Below are 24,454 nucleotides of genomic sequence, written 5' to 3'. Positions count from 1 at the left end.
CTAAGAAACATATTAGATATATAGAAAGTGTTGTTAATAGGTAGTTTTCTAATAATTTAAACTATATATTTTTATAAGAGATAATATTTATAAAAATGAAAAGACCTGTATTAAGATGGATTTTATCCTAATATAGGTCTTATATAGGGAAATAAGCTCAAATTTAAATTTATTCAATAACCTTAAAATATTTTTATACAAGATACATTGTTGAATTCTAAGCGATTCAGAGCATGTCTCACTATTTTGGGTATCCCAGCTTTGAAATGGATAATTTTAAAAGTCAACTTGGAACCCTATGTATATTAAATTTTATACAATAATATTATTTAGTTAACAATATAGACAAGATATAAAGTATGTATATATGTGAAGGGTAAAATATATAGAAAAATTTTTTATAGCCAGTACCTTTTTTATTATTGTAAAGAAGCATGAATATTGATGCAAATATCATCATCCATTGATAATTTTCAACAAATGTTACGTGAAAATTAAATCCAGATCCCATAAACAATGAAGCTAAGGATATTATTATAAAAATTAATACTTCTTTTGTTCTATTGTTTCTAAATATGTAAAGCATAACTCCAATTATAATAAATATTATACCGCCTTCAACTAACATTGGGTTAGGAATAAATATCATGATGATTTGAAAAACAATTAAAGGAATATTTTCATTACTCATAATCATTAAAGATAATGCTGATAGCAATAAAGGAAGTAACATTAGTAAAATACTTTGAACTATAATTTTAAAACTTTTGTTTTTAATTCCAAGTTTAAATTTATCTACAAATACTATGTATAGCCCAGTTAAGAATAGTGTTGCAAAAATATTATTTATTATAATCATAGATGAATCTGTTGGAGAAGGAAATAATTTCATTACAAGTGTATTTCCTATAGCCATTAAAATTGATGCTATATATAATCTTGATAAATATTTTTTTCTATTAGAAGTATAATACATACCTTCTGCTAAAGAAAACAAAAACATTGGAGCTACAAGTCTTCCAATACAATTAAACCATGTTGGAGCAAAATTAAAAAATTCATGTATGTGATCAAAAATCATAAAAATTATACCAATTAATTTAAGCTGGGTCATAGTAATACCTTTTTTATTTAGTGTTGTTAAGTTCATAAACATACGTCCTTTCTTTTTAAGTTGATAGTAAAATTATAAGGTTTAGAGATTAATTGATTATAAATTTAATCTTAAATAAAGCTTAATAAAGATATATAGGATTGCAAATTAATATTTTATCAATAACTAACAGAGTATTTTAGTTAAGAGTTATGATTATTACTACTCACTTCGTTCCTAGTAATTCTTAACGTATTTTTTTATAAATTTGCAAAGCAAATTATATTGATAGATTTTTTAAAATTATTTTTAGAAATATGGCTGCCACTTTCATCCTAAATTCGTAACTAACTACATTTATACTTATTTTTATCAACTGATAACAAAAATTTGATGAATGAACTTAAATATAAACTTGTGTTCCTATAATTTGAATAAATTAAAAAAATGTGTTTTATTAAAATAAAATAGCTTATCTAAATTTAGAAATGTGTAAAGTTAAAAAAATGTAAAAAAATTTTAAAATTGTGTTGCAATATATAAATAACTATGGTATTATAGAAAAATAGCGTAAGAGCTAAAAAAAATAAAGAAATAAAGAGTTTAGTTTAGGTAAATAGTTTCTCATAAATTGGAGATTATTGTATCAAATTGAAATCTTTTAATTTAGGAGGAATTATTATGACAGATAAGACAATAGTATGTAAAGATTGCGGACAAGAATTCGTATTCACAGTAGGAGAGCAAGAATTCTACAAAGAAAAAGGATTCGATAACGAGCCTGTAAGATGTCAAGATTGCAGAAGAGCTAAAAAACAACAAAACAATAGAAGATAGTTTTATATTGTAGATCAACTGTTCTAAAATTTTATTTTAGAACAGTTTTTTTATGCTTTAAATAATAGTTATTTATATTAATTAAGTGCTGATTATTTTAAAATGGAGTTTATTTAAATTAAACTTATATTTTGGAACTTTATATTATGTATTCTACTTTAAAAAAAGGATAAACTAATATTAAAATTTATTTAAATAGGAGGCATTAATATGAGAAAAGGTGTTTTACCAGTAGCTTTAGGAACAGTAGTTACAGCAACAGGAGTTATTTTAGATACCAAACAAAGTAAAAGACATAAATTTAGAAAAAATGATTATAAAAATATGGCAGGAGCACTTTTAGTCGGTGCAGGTATTGCTCACATTGTTTTAGGTGGCATAGATATATCTAGAGATTAATATAAAATTTTACAAGAAAATGAACTTTTTAAAATAGAAACTTAATTCTATTTTAAAATGTTCATTTTTTTATTTTTTAAAAAGTATTTAAAAAATAAAAATAGGAATAATTTTAATAGTATTGGTGGTAATAATTAGGTGTCAAAAGTGTAAAAAAATGTTATAATATAACGAATTAAAAATAATATTATAAAAATTTAGTAATTAAAACTGAATAAAAAGGAGTAAACATATGGATAGTAAAAAATACTTTTATGATTATGAGGATTATGAAGATGGTGATAAGGATGCAAAGACGCTAGCTTCTGAGATTTTAGAAGATTCAGACTTGGGTGTTTTAAAAGAAGTCATAGTTGGATGTTGGGGAGAATCTTATGATAACGATGTACAAGCTATATTAGATATGATTGTAGAGAATAAAGAAAAATTTGCACATATAGAAAGTCTTTTCATAGGTGATATGGATTATGAAGAGTGTGAAGTATCTTGGATAGAACAGGGTGATTATAGTAGAATATGGGATGCACTTCCTAATCTTAGAAAACTAACTATAAAAGGAAGTCAGGGATTGTCTTTAGGTAATATAAATCATAAAAATCTTAAATCCTTAGAAATTATTTGCGGAGGAATTCCCAAATTAGTATTAAATCAAATAGGAAATAGTAATTTGCCAGGATTAGAAAAATTAAATATATATATAGGTATAGATAATTATGGATTTGATGGAGAATTAGAAGATATAAAAAAAGTAGTTGAAAATGAATCTTTAAAAAGTTTAAAGTATTTGGGTATAGGAAATAGCGAGATTCAAGATGATATAGTAAAAGTAGTTATAGAAAGTAACATAATAAAACAATTAGAAACTTTAAATTTTTCTAATGGAACATTATCAGATATAGGTGGTAATATTTTACTAGAGAATAAAGATAAGATAAATCACTTGAAATTTTTAGATTTACATTATCATTTTTTATCAGATGAATTAATGAATGAATTAAACAAATTACCAATAAAAATAGATTTAGATGAACAAGAAGAGGTCGATGAAGAATATGGAAATTGGCCTATGCTAACAGAGTAAAATATACATGGAGTTTTTATTAATTGGAGAAAAATTAAGTAAGCGTACTGAATTTTTTTTAAAAGCAGCAATTGAGTTAGGTTATACTATTAAATTTTTACCTTGGGAGAATTGGCAAAAAGAAGATTTACATAAAGTAAGTTTTATAAAAGTTGATCCGCCTATTCATAAAGAATATAAAATTAATAAATTACCTAAGCTTATAAATGATTATAAGAATAAATTAATGTTATTAGAAAATATAAAGGGAGTAACCTTTTTAAATAGTCCATTACAAATATACAATACTTTAGATAAATTTAAATGTAAGAATATACTTATGAAAAATGGTATTGCTACAACACCTATTATTGAAAGTAATATTAAATCTTTAGATGATTTAAGAGAATTTGTTCAGAATAAAAAGGTTTATGAAATATTCATTAAGCCTAGGTATGGTTCAGGGGCAGCTGGTGTTTTAGCATACAGGTATAATCCAAAGATGAATAAAGAGATAGTTTATACATCTATGGAAATAGATTATAAAAGTGAAATTTGCAATACGAAAAAAATGAGAAAGATTACAGATGAAAATAAAATAAGCATGATTTTAAATTTGCTTTTGAAAGAAGAAATAATAGTTGAAAAGTGGATACCAAAATCAATACATAATGGATTAAGCTATGATTTAAGAGTAGTGTACCAATATGGAAAAATTGATTTTATTGTAGGTAGAGGAAGTAAGACACCAATTACTAATTTACATCTTAATAATTGTGGAATAGATATTGAAGACATTAAACTATCAAAAGAAATTAAAGATAAAATAGAAAACTTATGTTTTAGAGCCATGCAATGCTTTAAGGGGCTTAATAGTGCTGGAATTGATATTTTAATTACACCAAAGGGAAACCCTATGATAATAGAAATTAATGGACAAGGAGATCTGATTTATAAGGATATATTTAATGAAAATAAAATATACAAATCACAGATGAGAGGAATGATATGCAAAGATGAATCAGTTAAATAATGAGGTACCTATGGGAGCTATAGGAAATATAGATAAAGAGCCTGAAATAAATATGAATGAAGTTGTAGGAACACATGATATTTTATTTGTGTGTCTGGATACATTAAGGTATGATGTGGCAAAGGAAGAACAGGACAAGGGTACAACACCTTATATAAACCAATATGGGCAGTGGAAAAAATGTCATGCACCAGGAAATTTTACATATCCTTCACATCATGCTATGTTTTCAGGTTTCTTACCAAGCCCAGCAGAGCCTACTCCTATTATGGAAAGAGAAAGTCTCTTTTTCCCTAAAAATATAGGTTTAGGAAATGCAACTCCTAAAGGGGCATTTGCATTCGAAGGTTCTACTTTTATAGAGGGATTATCTAAAGTTGGATATCATACCATGTGTATTGGTGGGGTTGCCTTTTTTAATAAACGTTCTGATATAGGAAAGGTATTACCTTCATATTTTGAAAAAAGTTATTGGCATCCATCATTTAGTTGTCATATAAAAAACAGTTTCGATAATCAATTAGATTTTATAGAAAGAAAAGTAAAAGAAGTAGAAAATAATAAAAGGATATTTATGTATGTAAATATTGATACTATACATTATCCAAATAATTTTTATTTAGATGGTGCAAAACAAGATAATAAAGACACTCATGCTGCAGCACTTAAATATGTAGATAGTAGGATAGAAAGATTATTTGATATATTTAGGGAAAGAGGAAAAACTTTTGTCATTTTATGTTCAGATCATGGAACATGTTATGGAGAAGACGGATATGAATTTCACTGTGTATCCCATGAAATAGTATATACAGTTCCATATAAACATTTTTTCCTTTAATCTAAAAACGAAGAAAGAAGGTGAGTATTTTGGATAAATCACCGGTATATTATCAGTATATGTATAGTTACCCCCATAAAAATGCTTATTATGAAATAGAAGAGGAAAAAATTTTAAATGCTATTTCAAATTTAAAAGATGACAACCTTACTCTATACATACATGTTCCCTTTTGTGAAAGCAAATGTGGATATTGTAATTTATTTTCAATACCTAACACAAGTGAAGTTTTATTAGAAAAATATATAGATACTGTATGTAACCAGATAATTCAATATGGTAATAAATTATGTAAAAATGATATTAAGTTTACAAATCTAATATTAGGTGGAGGAACACCACTCATACTTTCTATAGAACAGATGGAAAGGATTTTTAAAACTTTAGAAGAAAATCTTCCTATAAAAATAGATGAAGCTAACTTTGTTATAGAAACTTCACCAAATCAAACTGACTTAGATAAACTTTTATATCTTAAAAATAAAGGGCTTAACCGTATAAGTATAGGAATACAGTCTTTTGTAGAAGATGAATTGAAATGTATTTATAGAAATCATAAAAAAGAAAGTTGTTACAAAGCTTTAGATAAAATAATAAATCTTAAATTTGATGCAGTTAATATAGATCTAATTTATGGAATAGAAGGTCAAACAAAAGGATCATTAATCTATTCTATTAATGAAGCTTTAAGGTATAAACCGGAAGAAATATTTATTTATCCCCTTTATATAAGGGAAGATACAAAGATATTTGGAAGGATGAATTTGAATTATGACTTTCAACATGAAATGTATGATATAGCAGTAAAAGAATTAAATAAAAACGGTTATATTCAAACATCTATGCGACGCTTTGTAAAAAGAGTAAATGAAAATAATCTTAGCTGTGGTTTTGAGCAAATGCTATCAGTTGGATGTGGTGGAAGAAGTTATATAGGAAACCTACATTTTTGTGAGCCATATACTTCAAAAAGAAATGATTGTAAAGAAGTTTTAAGTAATTATGTAGATAAAGATAATTTTTTTAAAGGATTAAAGGGATATGAGTTGAACTTTGAAGAAGTAGAACGTAGGTTTATTATTAAAAATTTGGGGTATTATAAAGGCTTAGATTTAAAGGAATATAAGAAAATATTTAATAAAGATTTGTTAAAAGCTTATCCAATATTTGAAGAACTTTTTAAAGAAAAACTTATTGAACTAGAAGGAAAAAAATTAAGACTTACTAAGAAAGGCATAAAATATTCTGATGTAATTTTACCATTTTGGATTTCTGACACAGTAAAAGAAAGGATGAAAAAATGATAGAACATGCTACTGAAATTACTTATCGTGGAGAACTAAAATCTTGTAATTATAATTGTAGTTATTGTCCATTCTCTAAAAGAAAATATAGTATTAAGGAAATAGAACGAGATAAAGATAAATGGTGTAATTTTTTAAATAAAATATCAAATATAAATTTCAAAGAAAATGTTAGTGTTTTAATAGCACCTTACGGTGAAGCTCTTATACATAATTACTATGTTAAAGGAATTGCAAAACTTTGTAGAATGAAAAAAATTAGAAAAATAGGATGTCAAACTAACTTAAGTTTTAATGTTCAATCCTTTATTCAAGAATTAGAAAAAGAAAATGTGAATTTAGATAAGATAACTTTATGGTGTACATATCATCCAGAGATGACAAAAGTAGATGAATTTGTAGAAAAAATAAAATATTTACGTGAAAAAATAAATTTAAGCGTAGGTGTAGTTGGAAATCCAAAAGATATTGAAATTATAAAAAATTTAAGAAAGAGTTTACCTGTAGAAGTTTATTTATGGATTAACAGTATGGATGGACTTAATAGAAAATATACAGAAGAAGAAATAAGTATATTTAATGATATAGATCCTATGTTTGATTTAGAAGTAAAAAATTATTTAAATAAAGGGAACTGTATAGGTGGAAAAGAACATTTTTTTATAGATTTTAAAGGGGATATTTATCCATGCAATAAAGTACGTAAAACATTAGGAAATTTATATAGTAATGATACTATCAAAAAGGAGACAAGTTGTTTAAAAGGAAGATGTGATTGTTATTTATCTTATTCACATTTGAAAGGTTTAAAAAAGTTGGATTTTTTTAATAAAGATGAGTTAGTAAGGGTACCTAAAAGACTAGATATAAAAGCAATATTTTTAGACGTAGATGGAACATTAGTAAGCAAAGATGGAAAAATAAAAAATGAAGATATATTAGCTTTAGAATATTTAAGTAAAATAGCTTTAATTTATTTGAACACAGAATTACCCTATGAAAAAGCCATGAAGAAGTGTAAGAAGATAAAAAGGTTATTATCAGGTGGAAGTTTTGCAAATGGTGCACATATAGTAGAAAAAACTAATAACTATGAAGTTTATAACTATTTGTTAAAAACACCTAATTTGTGTAATGAATATAAGATTTATAGCTATAAAGATATACCATATAAGATATTGATGAGGGGTAAAATAGATAGTGAAATAATAAAACATATGAATAATAGTGGTCATTATAATATCATACATAATCATGGAAGATTAAGTATAGTCAATAATGGTGTAAATAAATTAAGTGGTTTATCAGTGATATGTGAAAAGTTAAAGTTAGATAAAGAAAAAGTTATGGTAATAGGTAACTCTAATAATGATTTATCCATGATTAAAGGAATATATCATTCCGTTGCAGAGACAGGGGCATCAAAAGAATTAATAGAAGAGGCAAGGTATAGGTTAAAAGTAGCTCAATTGCCTTATATTATTTAATAAAAAACTATATAAATAGAAAGAATTTAAAGTTTTAAAGAGCTATTCTAAAATATAATTTCACTTTAGAATAGCTCTTTAAATTTATAATAATTTAAATTGATAAATTGAAAAATCTTTCGCGAACATCAAGAGCATATAACCCATGTAACTTAACTTCTTTTTTTAATGTGAAAGGTGTAAAGTTTTCAAGATAATAGATATAGTCTTGAGAAGGATAATAAAGTATAATTTCTACCTCGCGGTTATATTCTTCTACAGAAATCAAAATATTTAATATAACTTTCATAAATATTTGCATAGAAAAAGGATTGAAAAAGTAAAATTTATTATCCTTTGGATTAACTTCATAATTTTCAGCATAACAGTTTGAAAAATTTATTTTTTTACAGTTTTTATTATGCTCTTTCAAATATTCTTTTTTGTTATCAAGAGCCTCTTGATAAAAAAAATTATTCATTTCAATTCCCGTTACATAACAATCAAAAAAGTAATTTAAATAAAAGTTAAGTCTTCCTTTACCACATCCAAAATCAATTATTCTATCATCACTTTTAAATTCATATTCTTTAGAAAGTGCTTCAAGTGCATAATATGATGTTGGCTCATATCTATTGTAGTGAAGAGATTCATAGTATTCTTTTTGTTCGCCAGAAGTTTTTATATTAAGTAGTTTTTCAAAAGTTTGATCATTCATTATAGTCCTTTCTGTTTTACAGGATAAAACATATGTTATTTTGAATAATCATAAATTCTCAACTCTTAATTAAGTATAATACCCTAAATATAACATTTAATACTATAAAAGTAGTTTTTTAATTTCATCTAACTGTTCTATTGTTTGGTTATAACCATTATTATAACCTTCAGTTAGTATATCTATGTTTTTTTCAAAACTATCAATAGCTTGATTGGATTTGGGTCTTATTATTATAGCTTTACCTTGTTTCTCTAACTCTTCACAATATTTTACAGTTTCATTATATAAATCATGTCTTGTTAAAATAGGTTTGCACAAATTTGGGTACTTTCTTTTTAAAATCTTTGAAGCCATTAAGTTTTTCTTTGAAAATTCTTTTACATATCCCTTAGGTCGAGTAAGTATTATTAAGTGCTTTTCATTACCATCTTTAATAGCTTTTCTTATAGGAATTGGATCACATATTCCGCCGTCATAATAATAATTTTCATTTATTTTTATTGGTGGAAATAAAAATGGTATAGCACAAGTTGCTCTTAGCATAGTACATTTATCATCTAAATTTTTTGCGTCTAAGTACTCTGTTTTACCAGTTTTAGCATTAGTAACACCAACTAAGGCTGTTCCTTCATATTTTAAGAAAGTCTCCATATCAAATGGATTTAGTTTGTTAGGGATTTCATCAAAGGCAAAATCTAATCCAAAAGCACTTTTACATTTAAAAAAGTTTCTGAATCCTAAGTATCTTTTATCATTTCTATAGGATTTTAATACGTCAAGGTTTCTTCCCCTTTGTTTAGATAAGTAAGAAACACCATGTGTAATTCCAGCAGATACTCCTATACAATAAGGAAAAATAATATCGTTATCTAAAAGTGCATCCATGGCACCTGAACTAAATATAGGTCTAAAAGTTCCACCTTCTAATATTAAACTAGCCATAAATATCTCCTTTCCGTTATAGAAAACATATAAAAAATTATATACCTTATATAGTTAATATACAAACGCTAAAATTATTTTAAATAAGATTATGGTGTATAAGTGGGTTTTATATAAATATAACTAAGTTAAAAGAATGTAATATATTTATATAAAAATAAATATATTAGAGTGAAGCTATTTGTTTAGGAGAAAAAAATGAATTTTATTAGAGAAGTTCTAAAACTATATATGGAGAGGATAGACTTTTTTCTAGAGCTAGTTATGCAGCATTTAGTATTATCTTTTATAGCTGTTGTGATTTCTACAATAATAGGTGTTTTTTTAGGAGTAATAGTATGTGAAAATAAAAGATTGTCTAATCCAATAAAAGGAGTTACAAATTTTTTATATACAATCCCATCAATAGCAATTTTAGGATTTTTAGTTTCTTTTTCTGGAGTTGGAAATGTTACAGCTATAATTACATTATCATTATATGGATTGCTACCTATAATTACCAATACTTATACAGGCATTGAAAATGTAGATAAGGATATTATAGAAGCAGGAAAAGGTATGGGTGCAACTAATAGAGAACTGCTTTATAAAATAAAACTACCGCTTGCTTTACCAGTAATTTTTGCTGGATTTAGAAATATGGTAGTTATGACAATAGCACTTTGTGGTATTGCATCTTTTATAGGGGCAGGAGGTTTAGGAATTGCTATATGGAGAGGAATTACAACTAATAACCCAACTATGACTTTTGCTGGAAGTTTACTTATTGCACTTATAGCTTTGACTATAGATTCAATTATGTCTTGTATTCAAAAAAACATAAATATAAGATTTACAAAAGGAAAAGTTAAAAAAGGGGGACTAGGAATTAAAAAATATATTGGAGTTATAAGTATCTTATTAGTTATAACAACATTTATATTAGTAGGTTTTAGCAGAAAAGAAACTATAATAATTGCATCAAAACCAATGACTGAACAGTATATTTTAACTGAAATTATGTCACAACTTATTGAAGAAAAAACATCAATAAAAGTTGAAATTAAAAAAGGTATAGGTGGGGGAACAGCTAATATTCATCCTGCTATAGTAAAAGGAGAGGTTGATATTTATCCAGAATATACAGGCACAGCATGGGAGTATGTATTAAAGAAAAAAAGTCAGAGTGAAAACACATATGAAGAATTAAAAAAAGAATACAAAGAAAAGTATGATTTAAATTGGTTAAATTTATATGGATATGATAGTAATTATGCAATAGTGGTTAATAAGGAATTAGCTGAAAAATATAATTTGAAAACATATTCTGATTTAGCAATAATAAGTGATAAGTTGGTGTTAGGGGCAGAATATGATTTTTATGAAAGGGAAGATGGCTATAATTCATTAGCAAAACTATATAATTTTAATTTTAAAGATACTTTAGATTTAGACATGGGATTAAAATATAAAGCCCTTACATCTAATAAAATAGATGTAATAATGGCCTCAACTACAGATGGGCAGCTTGTAAATGAAAATTATATGGTTTTAAAGGATGATAAGAGATTTTTTCCTAGGTATTTAGCAGGGACAATAATAAGAGAAGAGACGTTGAAAAAGTATCCAGAGCTCATAGAAGTGTTAAATTTATTAAATAATACTATAACAGAAAAAGAAATTATAAATATGAACTATAAAGTAGAAGTAGAGAAGAAAGAAGATTTTCAAGTTGCAAAAGAATTTCTAATAGAAAAGGGAATAATTAAGTAGGAGAGAGTTATGAAGTATGAAGGGTAAACCATTAATAAGCTTTTGTAATGTTAGTAAAATATATGATGATAAAATTGTTCTGAAAAATTTAAATTTAGATATATATAAAGGTGAGTTTGTAACGGTTATAGGTGGATCAGGAAGTGGAAAAACTACTGCATTAAAATTAATAAATGGGCTTATAACTCCAGATGATGGAAAAATAATCGTTGATGGTAAAAATTTAAAAGAGACTAATTTAGTTGAACTTAGAAAAAATATTGGATATGTAATTCAAAGCATTGGATTATTTCCGCATATGACAGTAGGAAAAAACATATCTTTTGTTTTAGATTTAAACAAAAATAAAAAAGATAGTTCTTTGGATAAGGTAAAAGAGCTTATGAATACTGTTCAGCTTGAAGAAGAATTAATAACTAGATATCCTTCGCAGTTAAGTGGAGGTCAGAAACAACGAGTAGGTATAGCAAGGGCATTAGCATCAAATCCATATATATTATTAATGGATGAGCCATTTGGTGCAGTAGATGAAATAACAAGACATGTTCTACAAGATGAATTATTAAAAATACAAAAACAATTAGGAATAACCATTTTTTTTATAACTCATGATATAAATGAAGCATTAAAATTGGGTAGTAAGATAATAATAATGAATGATGGAAAAATAGAGCAAATAGGAACTAGTGATGAAATAAAATACAACCCTAATACTGAGTTTGTAAAAAAATTAATAGCTTATTAATTAAAAAATAGTATGAATTCTAATTTGAAATAATAATTATATATATTTTAAGACTTCAGCATAATTTAGTTTTATGCTGAAGTCTTTTTGAAAAGTAATATTTATTTCTATATGTAAAAACATGATTAAATAGTATATTGTTTTTTGTACTTTTTTATGTAATGTATAGAAATGAAAGTTGTTATAATTTCTGCAAGTGGGATGCTTAGCCAAACACCGTCTATTCCCAAGAAATATGGAAGTATAAATCCAAATACAAGTGCAAAGAAAAAGGTTCTAGCAAATGAAATTATTGAAGATACTTTTCCATTGGAAAAAGCTGTGAACATTGCAGATGCAAAAATATTAATTCCTACAAATAAAAATGCAATGGAAAATAATTTTAATCCATGTACAGCAAGAATGAAAACTGGACTAGAATAAGGCACAAATATTCTCACTACGTATTTTCCTAAAATTAGTGATAATAAGAATATAATTATAGAAGATATTGAAATAAATATTTTAGAGTAATTAAAGGTTTCTTTTAGTTTATATTCATTTTTTGCTCCATAATTAAAACTTATAAGTGGTGATATACCAGATGAAAAACCTAAATATGTAGATACTAAAAGAAAATGAGTATATAGAATTATTGTTAATGCGGCAACACCATTTTCTCCAGCATATTTAAGAGTAAGCATGTTAAATAATAATGTTACAAAGCCAGTTGAAAGTTCGGTAACCATCTCAGAAGAGCCATTTAACATAGTGTTTTTTATAAGGTTTAAGTTAAATTTTGTTTTTGTAAATTTAAGTTTAGATTTTTGGGTAAAGAAATAACCAAATCCCATTAATGTAGATATAAACACTCCAAGGGAAGTTGCAATTGCTGCACCAGCTATGCCAAGGTTAAAGTATTTTATAAGAACATAATCCAAAATTATATTTATAATACCACCGACAATAGAAAGTAATAAGCTGAAGTTGAAATTACCATCAGTTCTTACGAAAAATTCAAACATAGATTTTACAACGAAAAATGGTGCAAATAGGGATATTATTCTTCCATAAGAAATGCAATAGGGTAGTAGATTATCAGTGGCTCCTAAAATCACGGAAATATCTTCTATAAATATATAACCTATTAAGCCTAGAATAATACCAATTATAGAAGCAACTAGAAAAATTAGTGAAAAAGCTTCGTTGGCTTTTTGGAGTTTATTTTCACCAAGATTTATAGCTACAAGAGCACTACCACCAGTTCCAAACATAATGGATATGCCAAAAATTAAATTTATTATAGGAAATGTTATATTGATACTTGCAAGTGCATCAGAACCCACAAGTAGTGATACAAACACTCCATCTACAATTGTATATAATGATATAAATATCATAGATATAATTGCTGGAGATACGAATCTTAAAAACTCAATGAAAGTAAATTTCTTAGAAAAAGTAGCTTCCATTAAAATCCCTCCTTGTATAATTAATTGATAAAAGTAATTATAAAGTGTATAGTAACTATACAGTCAAGGGGAAAATATTAAAGGTTTTATTATAGGATTAAGGAGGTAAAATGGGTAATAATGTTAAAGATAAATATTTTACTGTAAGTGAGTTTGCTAAATTATGTGGGGTTCAAAGAAAAACTCTCATTTTTTACGATAAAATAGGTATTTTTTCACCAGAATATAGAGATGAAAATAATTATAGACTTTACAGTTTAAGTCAGTATGATACTTTTACTATATTATTAGAATTAAGAGAACTTGATGTTTCATTAGATAAAATAAAAAAATATTTATATAATAGAACACCGGAAGAATATATAAGGCTTTTAGAAGATGAAAGAAGTAAAGTTGCACTAAAAATTAAGAAATTAGAAAAAATGACTTATAATCTAACAAACAAAATCAATATTGCTCAAAGGGGAATAATGGAACTTGAGAATAATGAAGCTTATATAAAAGAGTGTAACGAGGAATATTTAATATTATCAGATTTAAATAATTGCTCTCAAAAAGAAATAATGATGGATGTTATTAAGTTTGTTAAATATTGTGATGAAAATAATATATATGATGGATATCCAATAGGCGCAATAGTAAGAAAAAGTGATGTGGAAAATAAAAAATTTAATACTTTAAGTAAGTTATTTATAAAATTAGATAATAAAATTAATAATAACAAATTATTTATAAAACCTAGTGGAAAATATGTATGCATAAATCATAAAGGTGATTATGAAAGTACATACAAATCTTATGAAAAAATTTTAAAGTTTGTTAAAGAGAATAATTATAAAATAATTGGAGATTCTTATGAAAATACATTATTGGATTTTTTTGCACTTAAAAATGAAGAAGAATATTTAACTGAAATTATGATTAGAGTTAAAAAAATATAATATAAGGCATGGAATTACAAATTTAAAGTTTTACAAAATGATTATCCTTTTTAATTTTTAAATTTAATTTAAATTTAATATATACATATAAATAAAAATGAGCATATGCAAATTAAATTTAAAAATAATGATGTAATTTTAAATTTTATAAGCTAATTTGCATAAAAAAGTATAAAAAAGTATAATAGATAATATGTGACTATAGTAATGTATAATCTAGATTTAACTTATGATTTATAAGATTCTATTATGTTTTTAGGATAAGATGAATTTATTTGGATAGTATTAAATTAAAAGGACTAGAAATATAAGTTAAAATTAGGGTTTAGAAAGCTATATTGAAATACTATACGGACGGTATTATAGTTTAAATTTAAAAAATTATTTTGGGAGAGAGTTCAAATATGAATCAAGAATTAATTAATTACATAATTGAAGCTAATAAAGAATTAGCTATAAAAAAAGAATTAAAATTTTCTTTAAAAGAATGCTTAAGTGATCTTACAAAAAATAATCTAACTGACTTAGCTGGAATATATGAAATTGTTGGTAGACATAAAATGAAAAAGGATATGTTGGTAGATGCGTTATGTAGTAAGATTCAAGATGCTAATATATTACAAGAAGATTTAGTTCCGGTAGATGATAATGGGATGAAATTACTTCAAGAACTTAGAGATGAAAAGTACATAGAATGTACAACTATGCCAGTTGAAAATTATATATTTCTATATAACATAGGAATGGCTTTTACATATATTTCGGAAAATAAAGTATATATAGTTATGCCAACTGAAATAAAAGATGTTGTTAAAAAAATTAATTTTGAAGAGTTAGCTGTAAAACAAGAAAGATATAGAAATGTGCAAGAGTATTTATTAGCATTTTCTAATTTATATGGAATATTTGAAATAGAATTTTTTATGAATATCTTTAATGATAATAATGATGAAAAATTAGATGAAAAAGAGTTTTTATATATATTAGATAAGTTTGCAGGTAGTTTAGGTATGGTTGAGTTCGATGATGAAAGAGTTATACATCAAGCGTTACTAGTTAATGAAGGTGAATATGAAACATTACAAGAACTTAGAAAAGGCAAAGAATATAAAATTTTATCTAAGGAAGAATTACTTAAATATGCAGATGAAGATTATGTGGAATTAACAGAGGAACATATAAAATTAAAAAAATTTTTAAATGAAATGTGTGTTGATACTGAACTTGCAAAAGAAACTTTTGAAGATATATGCATGGGACTAGTAGATTCTGATTTCGATATTCAAAGAGTTCTTTTTGAGTTGGATAGAAGAAAAATAGAAATAAAAAGTAGAAAACAATTAGATGAAATTGTGAAGTTGGTAGCAAATGTTTCTAATAATTCAAGAAAATGGAGCAATAAAGGATTTACTCCGAAAGAATTATCTTTAAGAAAGTTAAATGTTAATGCTAATAAAAAGATAGTTGGAAGAAATGACCCTTGTATATGTGGTAGTGGAAAGAAATATAAGAAATGTTGTGGAAAATAACTTTATAAAGTAGAAGGCATCTCAATTTATTATGGGGATGCTTTTTATTTTTATTTAAGAATGTATATTTAAAAAATTGGATAATATAACTTAACTAGGAATTTAAAAAATCTAAGATATAAATGATTAAATTCAGAAAAAGTGTATAATTTTTTAAATGTAAAGTAGTCAATAAGCAATATAGTATTATATGTTAAAAGTATAAAGTGTGGAGTTGAAAACAGTATGGAATTTTATAATCAAGTGGCATTAAGTGAGCTTGAAAAATGGAAAAAAGAAATGAGAAAAGGACCATCTATATTTGAGAAAGCTACTAAGGGAGTTCAAAACAAGTTTAATGGAATATTGCCCAATAAATATCATGAATTTATGACTAACACAATAAAGAATATGACACAAGCAGTTTTATTTGGATCAAAGTATATTACTAAAAAACCTTATTTAGGTTTGTCTTTAAAGGAAAGGGAATATTTAGTTGAAGAAAAAACTAAAGTTTATAAGAACACAGCAATTATAGAAGGTGCTGGAACTGGTGCTGGGGGTATAGCTTTAGGAATTGCCGATTTTCCATTATTGTTAGGGATAAAAATAAAGCTTCTTTATGATATTGCTGCTATTTATGGCTTCGATGTTAAGGATTATAAAGAGCGACTATATATACTAAATATATTTCAACTAGCTTTTTCAAGTAAAAATCATGTAAACAAAGTCTTTTATACTATGGAAGATTGGGAAAATTATTGCACTATGTTACCAGATGATATAAGTTGTTTTGATTGGAAAACATTTCAGCAGGAGTACAGAGATTATATAGATCTTGCCAAACTGTTACAAATGATACCAGGTATAGGTGCTTTTGTAGGGGCTTATGTAAATAATAAACTTATAGATAAATTGAGTAAAACTGCAATACAAGCATATAGAATGAGAATACTTACTTAAAGTAAAACTGTATATTATATAATTTAAAGATATCTAAGAAAACTTATAATTAAATTTAATTATAAGTTTTATTTATGTAGAATAAACAAAAAAGAAACTTATAATACATATATTTTAATTATTGGATTAAAATGTATTTATATGCTAAAATTTAAGTGTATATTGTGTTGAATTTTAAGTAAATATTTAGAAGGGAATGAAAATTAAGTATACAAATATGTTAATGTTACTTAAGATAGAGGAAATAAAATATGAAAAAACAATTCTTATATCTAATAGGTCAATATGTTTTTACTACTTTATTAATGAGATCAGCATTATATGAAAATAAACCAAAAATAAACTTAAAAACTTTTGGAGTTTCACTTATATATTTGTTATTTTTTTCATTATATCAATGTTTTTTGAAGTAGAGGATAGTATCATGATAGCCCAATTTATATATGTCCTTTTGTTTCCTATGAAATATAAAATATATAAAGGATCAATTAGAGAGGTTGCTTTTGTATATTATTCATCACTTATAGCTAATTTATCTATAATAACAATTTATATATTGTGTGAAGACTATATAATTTTAAATGAGGTTAATAAAGGTAATGTTATCATATATAAGTTATGTTTTAGCCTTATAAGTATATTGGTATTATTATTTAATCTATTTCATGTTGCTAAAATATATAGGCCTAATATTAAGACGTTGAGGACAAAGATAGGTTATTTAATATCATTTGCCCCTTTTTCATATGTAATTTCTTTAACTTTACTATTTAGATTTATTATATTCCATAATTGTTTTTATGGAGTAATAATTTATAGTATATTTTGCTTAAGTACATTGATTTTTTATCCAGTAATATATTTTTTTACTGAAAATATAAAATCATTGGAAGAAGCTATTTTTACTGCAGAAAGAGATGATATAACGAGTGCTTATAGTAGAAGAAAATTTGAAGAGGATATTTCAGGTTTAATAAAAAAAGATATTGAATTTGGAATTTTTATTTAGATATAAATGATTTTAAAAGTATAAATGATAACAATGGTCATATTTTTGGAGATAAATGCTTAAAACACTTTATTGATATATTAAAAGAATATATTAATAAAGATGGGCAAATATATAGGATAGGTGGAGATAAATTTTCAATAATAACTACTAAATATGAAAAAATTTCAGATATTATTGAAATTATATGTAGAAACAAAATATATTTAAAGAATGATATAAATAAAAAAATTAATATTTCATTTAGTATAGGAAAAGCCATTTATCCGATAAATGGCACGGAAGTAACTGAAATTTTAACATTTGCAGACAATGAAATGTATAGAAATAAATGTTTGAAAAGACATATTTGACTATATAGTTATTTATATAGAAAATTTAAAGGCTCTAAAGGTTATAGTAGAGTTGTAGTTAGTTAATGGCTAAAAGGTAAGAATTAATAGTTTAGAATCCTATAAAATTAGAGTATAATTTTTATATGTATATTAAAATAACTAGTAATTATACTTAAAAATTGAGGGTTAAAGTTTAGTTACTGATATATTTAAGAGAGGGATAATATGAAGTACGTTGACTCAAAAAAAATGAAAGAAATAGATAATTATTGTATAAATCAATTAGGAATAAGTGGAATGATACTTATGGAAAATGCAGCAATAAAAATATTTAATGAGGTAGATGAAAAATTAAAAGAAATGCCTAATTCAAAGGTAATTATAATTTCGGGTGTTGGAAATAATGGTGGAGATGGACTTGCATTATCAAGACATTTATATTTACATAATTATAATGTTGAAGTATTTATAGTAGGAAATTTAAAAAAAGCAAGCAATGATTTTAATGAAAACTTTGAAATTATAAAGAATATAAATAAATTAGACGATAATAAGATAGGAATAAGATTTATAAATGAGGATACCGATTTAAATAAATTACAGAGTTTAATTTATGCTGATGTAATTATTGATGGAATATTTGGAACTGGTTTAAAAAGAAGAATTTCAGGTATTTTTGAAAGTTTAATTTTAGAGGTAAACAAATGTAGTGCATATACTATAGCGATAGATATTCCATCTGGAATAAATGGTGATAATGGAGAGGTTATGGGGGTAGCAATAAAAGCTGATGAAACTATAACATTGCAGTTACCAAAGGTAGGTTTTTTAAAAGAATATATATCAGAATATTGCGGCAATATAAAAGTGGTTGATATAGGAATTCCTAAAAAAGTTATACAAATATTATAATATATAAATGTTTTGGGGGATAAAAATTATGAGAATTGAAGGATTAAATACAAGAACTAATACTATATTTTCACAAATTAAAAAGGATGAGGATAATATAAATTTAAAATTTAATAAAAATATTAAATTTAAAAAAGCTGATATTATAAATAATCTTCAAGAAGCTAAAGAAAATTTAATAAAACAAAAGGAGAATTTACAAAAACAAGATTTAACACCAAAAGAGAGAATTGAAAAAAACAAAGAGTTAGATGCTAAAATAAAGCTAATAGAAGAACAAATGCAACGAGCTCTTATGATAGAAAAAGAAAAAGAATTAGAAAAAGCAAAAGAAAAACTAGAACAGAAAGAAAAGGAAAATAAAAATGGTGATGAAGAAAGAAATGGAGTTATAATTTCTGAAAGCCTTAAAAATCTAATTAAAGCTAGAAATAGCATGGATAACATACATTCATTGAATATTACTAAAGGAAATTTAAAAGTAGAGTTAGGTTATCTTAAAGATATAAAATATCCTAATAATTTTGTTTCAAAACAAAAATTAAAATTAGAAAAATCTATTAATAACATAGAAAGTAGAGCTAATAGTGAACTTAGTAGGGCGAATAGAATTATAAAAAATGAAAGTAGTAATAAAAAGGAAAATGAAGTAAAGAAAGAGGATAAAAAAGATATTATAGAAGATTAAAATATAGGGTTTTTTAAAACCCTATATTTATTTGTAAAATTATGTAATGATAATTATATTAATATGATTAAATTTTATTTGATAATAAACATTATAAGTATAAAATTAGACTTTTTAAGTTATTTTATTTTTATTTTTAGTAAATTTTATTTAAAATAAAGATATATTTCAAAAATGTAATGTAATTTTAAGATTATGTCACGTTAATTTAAGGTTAATTTAATAATGTTAATGTATAATAGAGTAAGACAAGTTTAAAAATTAATTCAACTATAAGTTGAAAATTAAAAAAGCATTTATTTAAAAATAGTTTACAACTCTATACAAAAGGTTAAAATCATAAAAACAAAAGTAAAGGCGGTGATTAAAATATTATGGAAGAAGAAATAAGAGGACTTAATGATGAGGATGTAGAAGAAAGAATTAAAAGTGGTAAGGTTAATAATATTCCTAAACCACCTTCTCGAACATTAACTCAGATTTTAAGGGCGAATATATTAACAAGCTATAATATTTTAAATATATCATTAGCAATATTGTTAATTTTAATAGGTTCACCTAAAGATGCTGTTTTTATAATAATAGTAATAGCAAATATAATATTAGGTGCATTTCAAGAAATACATGCAAAAAGAATATTAGAAAGATTAGCAGTAATTAATAGTAAAAGAGCATATGTTATAAGAAATGGGAAAACTAAAAATATTACAGCAGAAGAAATAGTGATAGATGACATAATGATTTTAAAAACAGGAGATCAGATATTAGTAGACTGTGAAGTTATACAAGATGTTGAAGTAGAAGTCGATGAATCTATGATTACTGGTGAATCAGATTCTATATTAAAACAAAAAGGGAGTAAACTTTTATCAGGTAGTGTTGTAACAGCAGGTCAGTGTTATGCAGTAGCACGTTGTGTCGGAGAAGAAACATATGCAGCAAAACTTGCAAATGAAGCAAGAAAATTTAAACTAATAAATTCTGAACTTCAAAAATCTACAGGCAAGATATTTAAAATAATAATGTGGATGATACTTCCTTTAGGCTTACTTTTAACAACTAGTCAGCTTATGTCAGGAAATGAAAGTTGGAAAAGTGCATTAATTGGTTCTGTTACAGGAATTATAGGAATGGTTCCTGAGGGGTTAATTTTATTAACTAGCACTACTTTTGTTGTAGCAGTTATAAGACTATCTAAACTTCATACTCTTGTTCAGGAATTACCAGCTACAGAAGTTTTAGCTCGTGTGGATGTTTTATGTTTAGATAAAACAGGAACAATTACTAAAGGCGATTTAAAAGTTAGCGAAATTATAGCATTAAAAGAAAATAATACAAAGGATGTAGAAAAATATACATCAGCAATAGCGTATAGTTTTTTAGGTGGAAATCAGACTAATAAAGCTATACTCAACAAATTTAAGGAAAATCCAAATTTAAAAGTAAAGAATAAGATTCCTTTTTCATCTAAGAGAAAATGGACAGCCGTAGAATTTGAAAATGAAGGAATCTGGGTATTAGGTGCACCAGAGGTTATTTTAAAAGAAGAGTATACACACATAGCTAAACGTGTCAAAAGCGCAGCAGAGGCTGGAAAAAGAATTCTTTTATTAGCAAAATTTAATGGAGAAAATTTAAATGAGAATTTAAATGGAGACATACACGGAATAGGACTTATATTTCTTGAAGATATAATAAGAGATAACGCTGAGGAAGCCATAGATTATTTTGAAAAAGAAAATGTAAAAATAAAAATTATATCAGGGGATAATCCTATAACTGTTTCGGCTATAGCTAAAAAAGTTGGAATTAAAAATGGAGAAAAATATATCGATTCTAGATTACTTCCAGAAAGTGAAGAAGAATTAGCTAAGGTTGTAGAAGAAACATGTGTATTTGGAAGAGTTACACCTCATCAAAAGAGAAGAATAGTGAAAGCTTTAAAATCCAATGAGCATACGGTAGCTATGACGGGAGACGGAGTTAATGATGTTTTAGCATTAAAGGAAGCTGATTGTGGTATAGCTATGGCTAGTGGAGCAGATGCTACAAAGGCAGTAGCACAACTTGTACTTATGAATTCAGATTTTGCTTCATTACCAAATGTTGTAACAGAAGGACGTCAACTTATAAATAATTTGGAAAAAGTGTCAGAACTTTTCTTGTCCAAAATAGTATATTTTATAATTATGTGTATATCCTTTTCTCTATTAAGGTTACCATTTCCTATTACGCCATTTCAATTAACTTTAATTGGTAGCATAACTATAGGAATACCATCATTTTTCTTAGCATTGGCACCTAACAAGGAAAGAATTAAAAAAATTTTTTAAAAAGAGTTTTACAAGTATCAATACCAAATGGTGTAATGATAGGTATAAGCACTACAATTGCATTTCTTATAGGATTCCATAGTGGACTTTCTATGAAACAGTCTTCATCATTATCTTTAGTTGTGTTTACTGCATTAAGTTTATTCGTTGTATTTAAGGTGTCAAGGCCATTAAATCTATATAGAATATTGATATTGTTTGGAATGATATTGTTATTTATAGGGTCATTCACTATACCGTTTATAAGAAATCTTTTTGATATAGCACCATTTGTTACTACAAAGGCTAATGGAATTCTTATAATAACTATTTTAGGAACATTAGGTATGATATTTATACCTAAAATAGTAAAAAAAATAATGAATAATCCACAAATTTGTTAAAACAAATGAAAATTTATTAAATATTAAATTAAATAATAGAGCAAATTACTTAATTATTTCACAAAATCTTGAGTTGACAGTATCTAATAATAAATAATTATTAATAGAATCTGACAGGCTTGAATTTTATAAAATATATATTGTAATTTGTGTCTATTATTTTCTTTGTATATACATAAAAAATAAAGTTTTATAATTTTAAAATGTTAATCAAGTTTTTGAACTATTATTTTTATAAATAATTTGTTTAAAAGGAGAATGTATATGATTTTAAATTTACCTAAGGAGATTTGTGATTTGATAGATATGGATAGCATAGAGAAAGTGTGCATTGGATGTTCTAAAGCTGAAGTATTTAAAATTAATATGCAAAATAGAATGGCCTATTTAAAAATAGCCCAAAGTAAATATGAAATATTTAGGCAAGAAGTAAAGTTATTGGATTGGCTGAAGGGAAAATTAAATGTTCCAGAAGTGTTACTGTATGTAGGTGATTGTAATAATCAATTTTTTAATAATGTCAGAAATAAAGGGAGAAAATACATTAAATTTATTAAGAGAAAATTTTAATAAAGAACTAATAGTAAAGAATTTGGCTAAAGGATTAAAAATGATTCATAATATAGATATTACAAATTGTAATGTAGTACAAACTCTAGATGTTAAATTAAAAGAAGGAAGAAAAAATATAGAACAAAAACTTGTGAATTTTAATTGTAATAAAGATAAAAGCTATTTAGAAATCGTTAATAAATTAGAGAGTATGCGGCCTCAATGTGAAGATTTAGTGTTAGTTCACGGAGATTACTGCCTACCGAATATAATTCAACATAAAGGTGAAATAAGTGGTTTTATAGATTGGGGAAGAGGTGGTATTGGCGATAGATATCAAGACATAGGAATTGCATGCAGAAGTATACGAACTAATTTTGGAAATGATCATTATGTAAAATTATTTTTAGATGAATATGGTTTGGATAAATATGATGCTAATAAAATTGCTTATTATATTTTATTAGATGAATTATTTTAAATAAATATATTATTATAATTTTAGAATACAATCTAAGTTAAACTTTAACTATAGGTTGTATTTTTTTAAAGTCGAAATTTAAATTAATTTGTAAAAATATACATAATAATGTAGACTAAAAAAAACACATGAAATATAATAACATTAAGGGAATAAATTAAAAAATAATTAAGCATCTTAATTTATTATGGTATAAGGTTATAAAAATTTTGTAGATGAGGTTTGTTATGAATTTAGAGTTAACTGAAGACAAGAAAAAAATATCAACGTTAGATATTAACAAAATAATTATGTATATATCATTAATTTTACTTATTTTAAGTTTTTTAGGGGCATTTTATATTAAGTTTTTACCAATAGATAAATATATTACAACTTATGATTTTAAAATAATAAATGGCACTTTAGCTATTATTTCTATGGCTAGTTGTTGGATTTATTATTATACATATAAGAAAAGTGATTTTTTTATAATATCTTTATTTTATTTAAGTTTTACAGTAGAAAGACTGTATATTAATTTCAGATTATATAATCAAAGTAATGAATTAAATGCAAGATTGTCATTGATTATTGGTGCATATATTTTAAGAACAATATTAATTACTTTTACAGTTAAAAAAGAACATAATAAATTACTTGGATTAATGGAAAAAAATAAATTTTATTCAATAATTTCAATAGTAATATTAACAATAATTTTAA

The 24,454-nt window shown here is 24.9% G+C and carries 23 protein-coding genes and 1 pseudogene; 20 read left to right on the top strand and 4 right to left on the bottom strand.

Annotation, left to right across the window (positions count from 1 at the left end):
• Nucleotides 1-325: 325 nt before the first annotated feature.
• Nucleotides 326-1,150 carry a TraX family protein gene (locus CSGHG_RS05750; protein ID WP_010293392.1) on the bottom strand — a complete coding sequence of 275 codons (825 nt, stop codon included), beginning with the start codon at nt 1,148-1,150 and terminating at the stop codon, nt 326-328.
• 624 nt (nt 1,151-1,774) lie between these two features.
• On the opposite strand from CSGHG_RS05750, the gene CSGHG_RS05745 reads away from it, so the two are divergent.
• The 7 genes from CSGHG_RS05745 (at nt 1,775) to CSGHG_RS19985 (ending at nt 8,054) form a co-directional block, all read left to right on the top strand.
• Entirely contained in the window at nt 1,775-1,930 is a 156-nt protein-coding gene (locus CSGHG_RS05745; RefSeq protein ID WP_010293390.1) for a zinc-ribbon domain-containing protein, read from the top strand.
• 210 nt (nt 1,931-2,140) lie between these two features.
• Entirely contained in the window at nt 2,141-2,329 is a 189-nt protein-coding gene (locus tag CSGHG_RS05740) for a hypothetical protein (protein WP_010293389.1), read from the top strand.
• Between the two features lie 232 nt (nt 2,330-2,561).
• Entirely contained in the window at nt 2,562-3,410 is an 849-nt protein-coding gene (locus CSGHG_RS05735; RefSeq protein ID WP_010293388.1) for an STM4015 family protein, read from the top strand.
• A gap of 7 nt (nt 3,411-3,417) precedes the next feature.
• Nucleotides 3,418-4,422 carry an STM4014 family protein gene (locus CSGHG_RS05730; protein WP_010293386.1) on the top strand — a complete coding sequence of 335 codons (1,005 nt, stop codon included), beginning with the start codon at nt 3,418-3,420 and terminating at the stop codon, nt 4,420-4,422.
• Nucleotides 4,406-5,263, top strand: a complete 858-nt coding sequence (locus tag CSGHG_RS05725) for an STM4013/SEN3800 family hydrolase (RefSeq protein ID WP_010293385.1) — start codon at nt 4,406-4,408, stop codon at nt 5,261-5,263. The genes CSGHG_RS05730 and CSGHG_RS05725 overlap by 17 nt, the downstream gene beginning before the upstream one ends.
• A 29-nt stretch (nt 5,264-5,292) precedes the next feature.
• Nucleotides 5,293-6,567, top strand: coding sequence for an STM4012 family radical SAM protein (locus tag CSGHG_RS05720; RefSeq protein ID WP_010293383.1), 1,275 nt, complete (start codon nt 5,293-5,295; stop codon nt 6,565-6,567).
• Nucleotides 6,564-8,054, top strand: a complete 1,491-nt coding sequence (locus CSGHG_RS19985) for an STM4011 family radical SAM protein (protein WP_010293381.1) — start codon at nt 6,564-6,566, stop codon at nt 8,052-8,054. Before CSGHG_RS05720 ends, CSGHG_RS19985 begins: the two co-directional genes overlap by 4 nt.
• Nucleotides 8,055-8,148: 94 nt before the next feature.
• Here the strand turns inward: CSGHG_RS19985 and CSGHG_RS05710 are convergent, their stop codons facing one another.
• On the bottom strand, nt 8,149-8,751 hold the full coding sequence (locus CSGHG_RS05710) for a methyltransferase (protein ID WP_010293379.1): 603 nt from the start codon (nt 8,749-8,751) through the stop codon (nt 8,149-8,151).
• A 102-nt stretch (nt 8,752-8,853) separates the two neighbouring features.
• The gene (locus CSGHG_RS05705; protein ID WP_010293378.1) at nt 8,854-9,696 is read right to left on the bottom strand and encodes a patatin-like phospholipase family protein; all 843 of its coding nucleotides are present in this window, start codon (nt 9,694-9,696) and stop codon (nt 8,854-8,856) included.
• A gap of 198 nt (nt 9,697-9,894) precedes the next feature.
• Here CSGHG_RS05705 and CSGHG_RS05700 point away from each other — a divergent pair, with 198 nt between their 5' ends.
• Nucleotides 9,895-11,448, top strand: a complete 1,554-nt coding sequence (locus tag CSGHG_RS05700; protein ID WP_010293376.1) for an ABC transporter permease/substrate-binding protein — start codon at nt 9,895-9,897, stop codon at nt 11,446-11,448.
• 16 nt (nt 11,449-11,464) lie between these two features.
• Complete coding sequence (locus CSGHG_RS05695; RefSeq protein WP_010293375.1) at nt 11,465-12,193, top strand: ATP-binding cassette domain-containing protein; 729 nt, start codon at nt 11,465-11,467, stop codon at nt 12,191-12,193.
• Between the two features lie 125 nt (nt 12,194-12,318).
• Here the strand turns inward: CSGHG_RS05695 and CSGHG_RS05690 are convergent, their stop codons facing one another.
• The gene (locus tag CSGHG_RS05690; RefSeq protein ID WP_010293373.1) at nt 12,319-13,644 is read right to left on the bottom strand and encodes an MATE family efflux transporter; all 1,326 of its coding nucleotides are present in this window, start codon (nt 13,642-13,644) and stop codon (nt 12,319-12,321) included.
• 110 nt (nt 13,645-13,754) lie between these two features.
• Here CSGHG_RS05690 and CSGHG_RS05685 point away from each other — a divergent pair, with 110 nt between their 5' ends.
• The 11 genes and pseudogenes from CSGHG_RS05685 to CSGHG_RS23560 all read left to right on the top strand — a co-directional run.
• Nucleotides 13,755-14,585, top strand: coding sequence for a MerR family transcriptional regulator (locus CSGHG_RS05685; protein WP_010293372.1), 831 nt, complete (start codon nt 13,755-13,757; stop codon nt 14,583-14,585).
• Nucleotides 14,586-14,989: 404 nt separating this feature from the next.
• Nucleotides 14,990-16,114 (top strand): SEC-C metal-binding domain-containing protein, encoded by a 1,125-nt coding sequence (locus CSGHG_RS05680; protein ID WP_010293371.1) that lies wholly within the window; start codon nt 14,990-14,992, stop codon nt 16,112-16,114.
• A gap of 225 nt (nt 16,115-16,339) precedes the next feature.
• Nucleotides 16,340-17,056, top strand: a complete 717-nt coding sequence (locus CSGHG_RS05675) for an EcsC family protein (protein WP_010293370.1) — start codon at nt 16,340-16,342, stop codon at nt 17,054-17,056.
• 838 nt (nt 17,057-17,894) lie between these two features.
• Complete coding sequence (locus CSGHG_RS23065; protein WP_155844733.1) at nt 17,895-18,065, top strand: hypothetical protein; 171 nt, start codon at nt 17,895-17,897, stop codon at nt 18,063-18,065.
• A complete protein-coding gene (locus tag CSGHG_RS25045) occupies nt 18,047-18,418 on the top strand; it encodes a GGDEF domain-containing protein (RefSeq protein WP_081496269.1) in 372 nt (123 codons plus the stop codon). Before CSGHG_RS23065 ends, CSGHG_RS25045 begins: the two co-directional genes overlap by 19 nt.
• A 207-nt stretch (nt 18,419-18,625) precedes the next feature.
• Nucleotides 18,626-19,312 carry an NAD(P)H-hydrate epimerase gene (locus CSGHG_RS19980; protein WP_010293366.1) on the top strand — a complete coding sequence of 229 codons (687 nt, stop codon included), beginning with the start codon at nt 18,626-18,628 and terminating at the stop codon, nt 19,310-19,312.
• 28 nt (nt 19,313-19,340) lie between these two features.
• The gene (locus tag CSGHG_RS05655; RefSeq protein ID WP_010293363.1) at nt 19,341-20,000 is read left to right on the top strand and encodes a hypothetical protein; all 660 of its coding nucleotides are present in this window, start codon (nt 19,341-19,343) and stop codon (nt 19,998-20,000) included.
• 374 nt (nt 20,001-20,374) lie between these two features.
• Nucleotides 20,375-22,716: pseudogene (locus CSGHG_RS19975) on the top strand (HAD-IC family P-type ATPase).
• Between the two features lie 264 nt (nt 22,717-22,980).
• The gene (locus CSGHG_RS05645) at nt 22,981-23,286 is read left to right on the top strand and encodes a protein kinase family protein (protein ID WP_026022244.1); all 306 of its coding nucleotides are present in this window, start codon (nt 22,981-22,983) and stop codon (nt 23,284-23,286) included.
• Entirely contained in the window at nt 23,234-23,749 is a 516-nt protein-coding gene (locus CSGHG_RS05640; RefSeq protein ID WP_026022243.1) for an aminoglycoside 3'-phosphotransferase, read from the top strand. Before CSGHG_RS05645 ends, CSGHG_RS05640 begins: the two co-directional genes overlap by 53 nt.
• 227 nt (nt 23,750-23,976) lie before the next feature.
• Nucleotides 23,977-24,454: hypothetical protein (locus CSGHG_RS23560; RefSeq protein WP_010293361.1), on the top strand; the 478-nt coding region annotated here is incomplete at its 3' end.

Origin of the sequence: Clostridium senegalense JC122 (assembly GCF_000285575.1) — a bacterium.
Classification (GTDB): domain Bacteria; phylum Bacillota; class Clostridia; order Clostridiales; family Clostridiaceae; genus Clostridium_J; species Clostridium_J senegalense.
This window is presented reverse-complemented; position numbering and strand designations above follow the sequence as displayed.

Coding starts and splice junctions, on each gene's coding strand:
- CSGHG_RS05680 (WP_010293371.1), top strand. CDS start 14,990: ATGAATCAAGAATTAATTAATTACATAATTGAAGCTAATAAAGAATTA.
- CSGHG_RS05735 (WP_010293388.1), top strand. CDS start 2,562: ATGGATAGTAAAAAATACTTTTATGATTATGAGGATTATGAAGATGGT.
- CSGHG_RS05700 (WP_010293376.1), top strand. CDS start 9,895: ATGAATTTTATTAGAGAAGTTCTAAAACTATATATGGAGAGGATAGAC.
- CSGHG_RS05645 (WP_026022244.1), top strand. CDS start 22,981: ATGATTTTAAATTTACCTAAGGAGATTTGTGATTTGATAGATATGGAT.
- CSGHG_RS05710 (WP_010293379.1), bottom strand. CDS start 8,751: ATGAATGATCAAACTTTTGAAAAACTACTTAATATAAAAACTTCTGGC.
- CSGHG_RS05750 (WP_010293392.1), bottom strand. CDS start 1,150: ATGAACTTAACAACACTAAATAAAAAAGGTATTACTATGACCCAGCTT.
- CSGHG_RS05655 (WP_010293363.1), top strand. CDS start 19,341: ATGAGAATTGAAGGATTAAATACAAGAACTAATACTATATTTTCACAA.
- CSGHG_RS05695 (WP_010293375.1), top strand. CDS start 11,465: ATGAAGGGTAAACCATTAATAAGCTTTTGTAATGTTAGTAAAATATAT.
- CSGHG_RS05685 (WP_010293372.1), top strand. CDS start 13,755: ATGGGTAATAATGTTAAAGATAAATATTTTACTGTAAGTGAGTTTGCT.
- CSGHG_RS05725 (WP_010293385.1), top strand. CDS start 4,406: ATGAATCAGTTAAATAATGAGGTACCTATGGGAGCTATAGGAAATATA.
- CSGHG_RS19985 (WP_010293381.1), top strand. CDS start 6,564: ATGATAGAACATGCTACTGAAATTACTTATCGTGGAGAACTAAAATCT.
- CSGHG_RS05705 (WP_010293378.1), bottom strand. CDS start 9,696: ATGGCTAGTTTAATATTAGAAGGTGGAACTTTTAGACCTATATTTAGT.
- CSGHG_RS05730 (WP_010293386.1), top strand. CDS start 3,418: ATGGAGTTTTTATTAATTGGAGAAAAATTAAGTAAGCGTACTGAATTT.
- CSGHG_RS05745 (WP_010293390.1), top strand. CDS start 1,775: ATGACAGATAAGACAATAGTATGTAAAGATTGCGGACAAGAATTCGTA.
- CSGHG_RS05690 (WP_010293373.1), bottom strand. CDS start 13,644: ATGGAAGCTACTTTTTCTAAGAAATTTACTTTCATTGAGTTTTTAAGA.
- CSGHG_RS19980 (WP_010293366.1), top strand. CDS start 18,626: ATGAAGTACGTTGACTCAAAAAAAATGAAAGAAATAGATAATTATTGT.
- CSGHG_RS05675 (WP_010293370.1), top strand. CDS start 16,340: ATGGAATTTTATAATCAAGTGGCATTAAGTGAGCTTGAAAAATGGAAA.
- CSGHG_RS05740 (WP_010293389.1), top strand. CDS start 2,141: ATGAGAAAAGGTGTTTTACCAGTAGCTTTAGGAACAGTAGTTACAGCA.
- CSGHG_RS05640 (WP_026022243.1), top strand. CDS start 23,234: ATGTCAGAAATAAAGGGAGAAAATACATTAAATTTATTAAGAGAAAAT.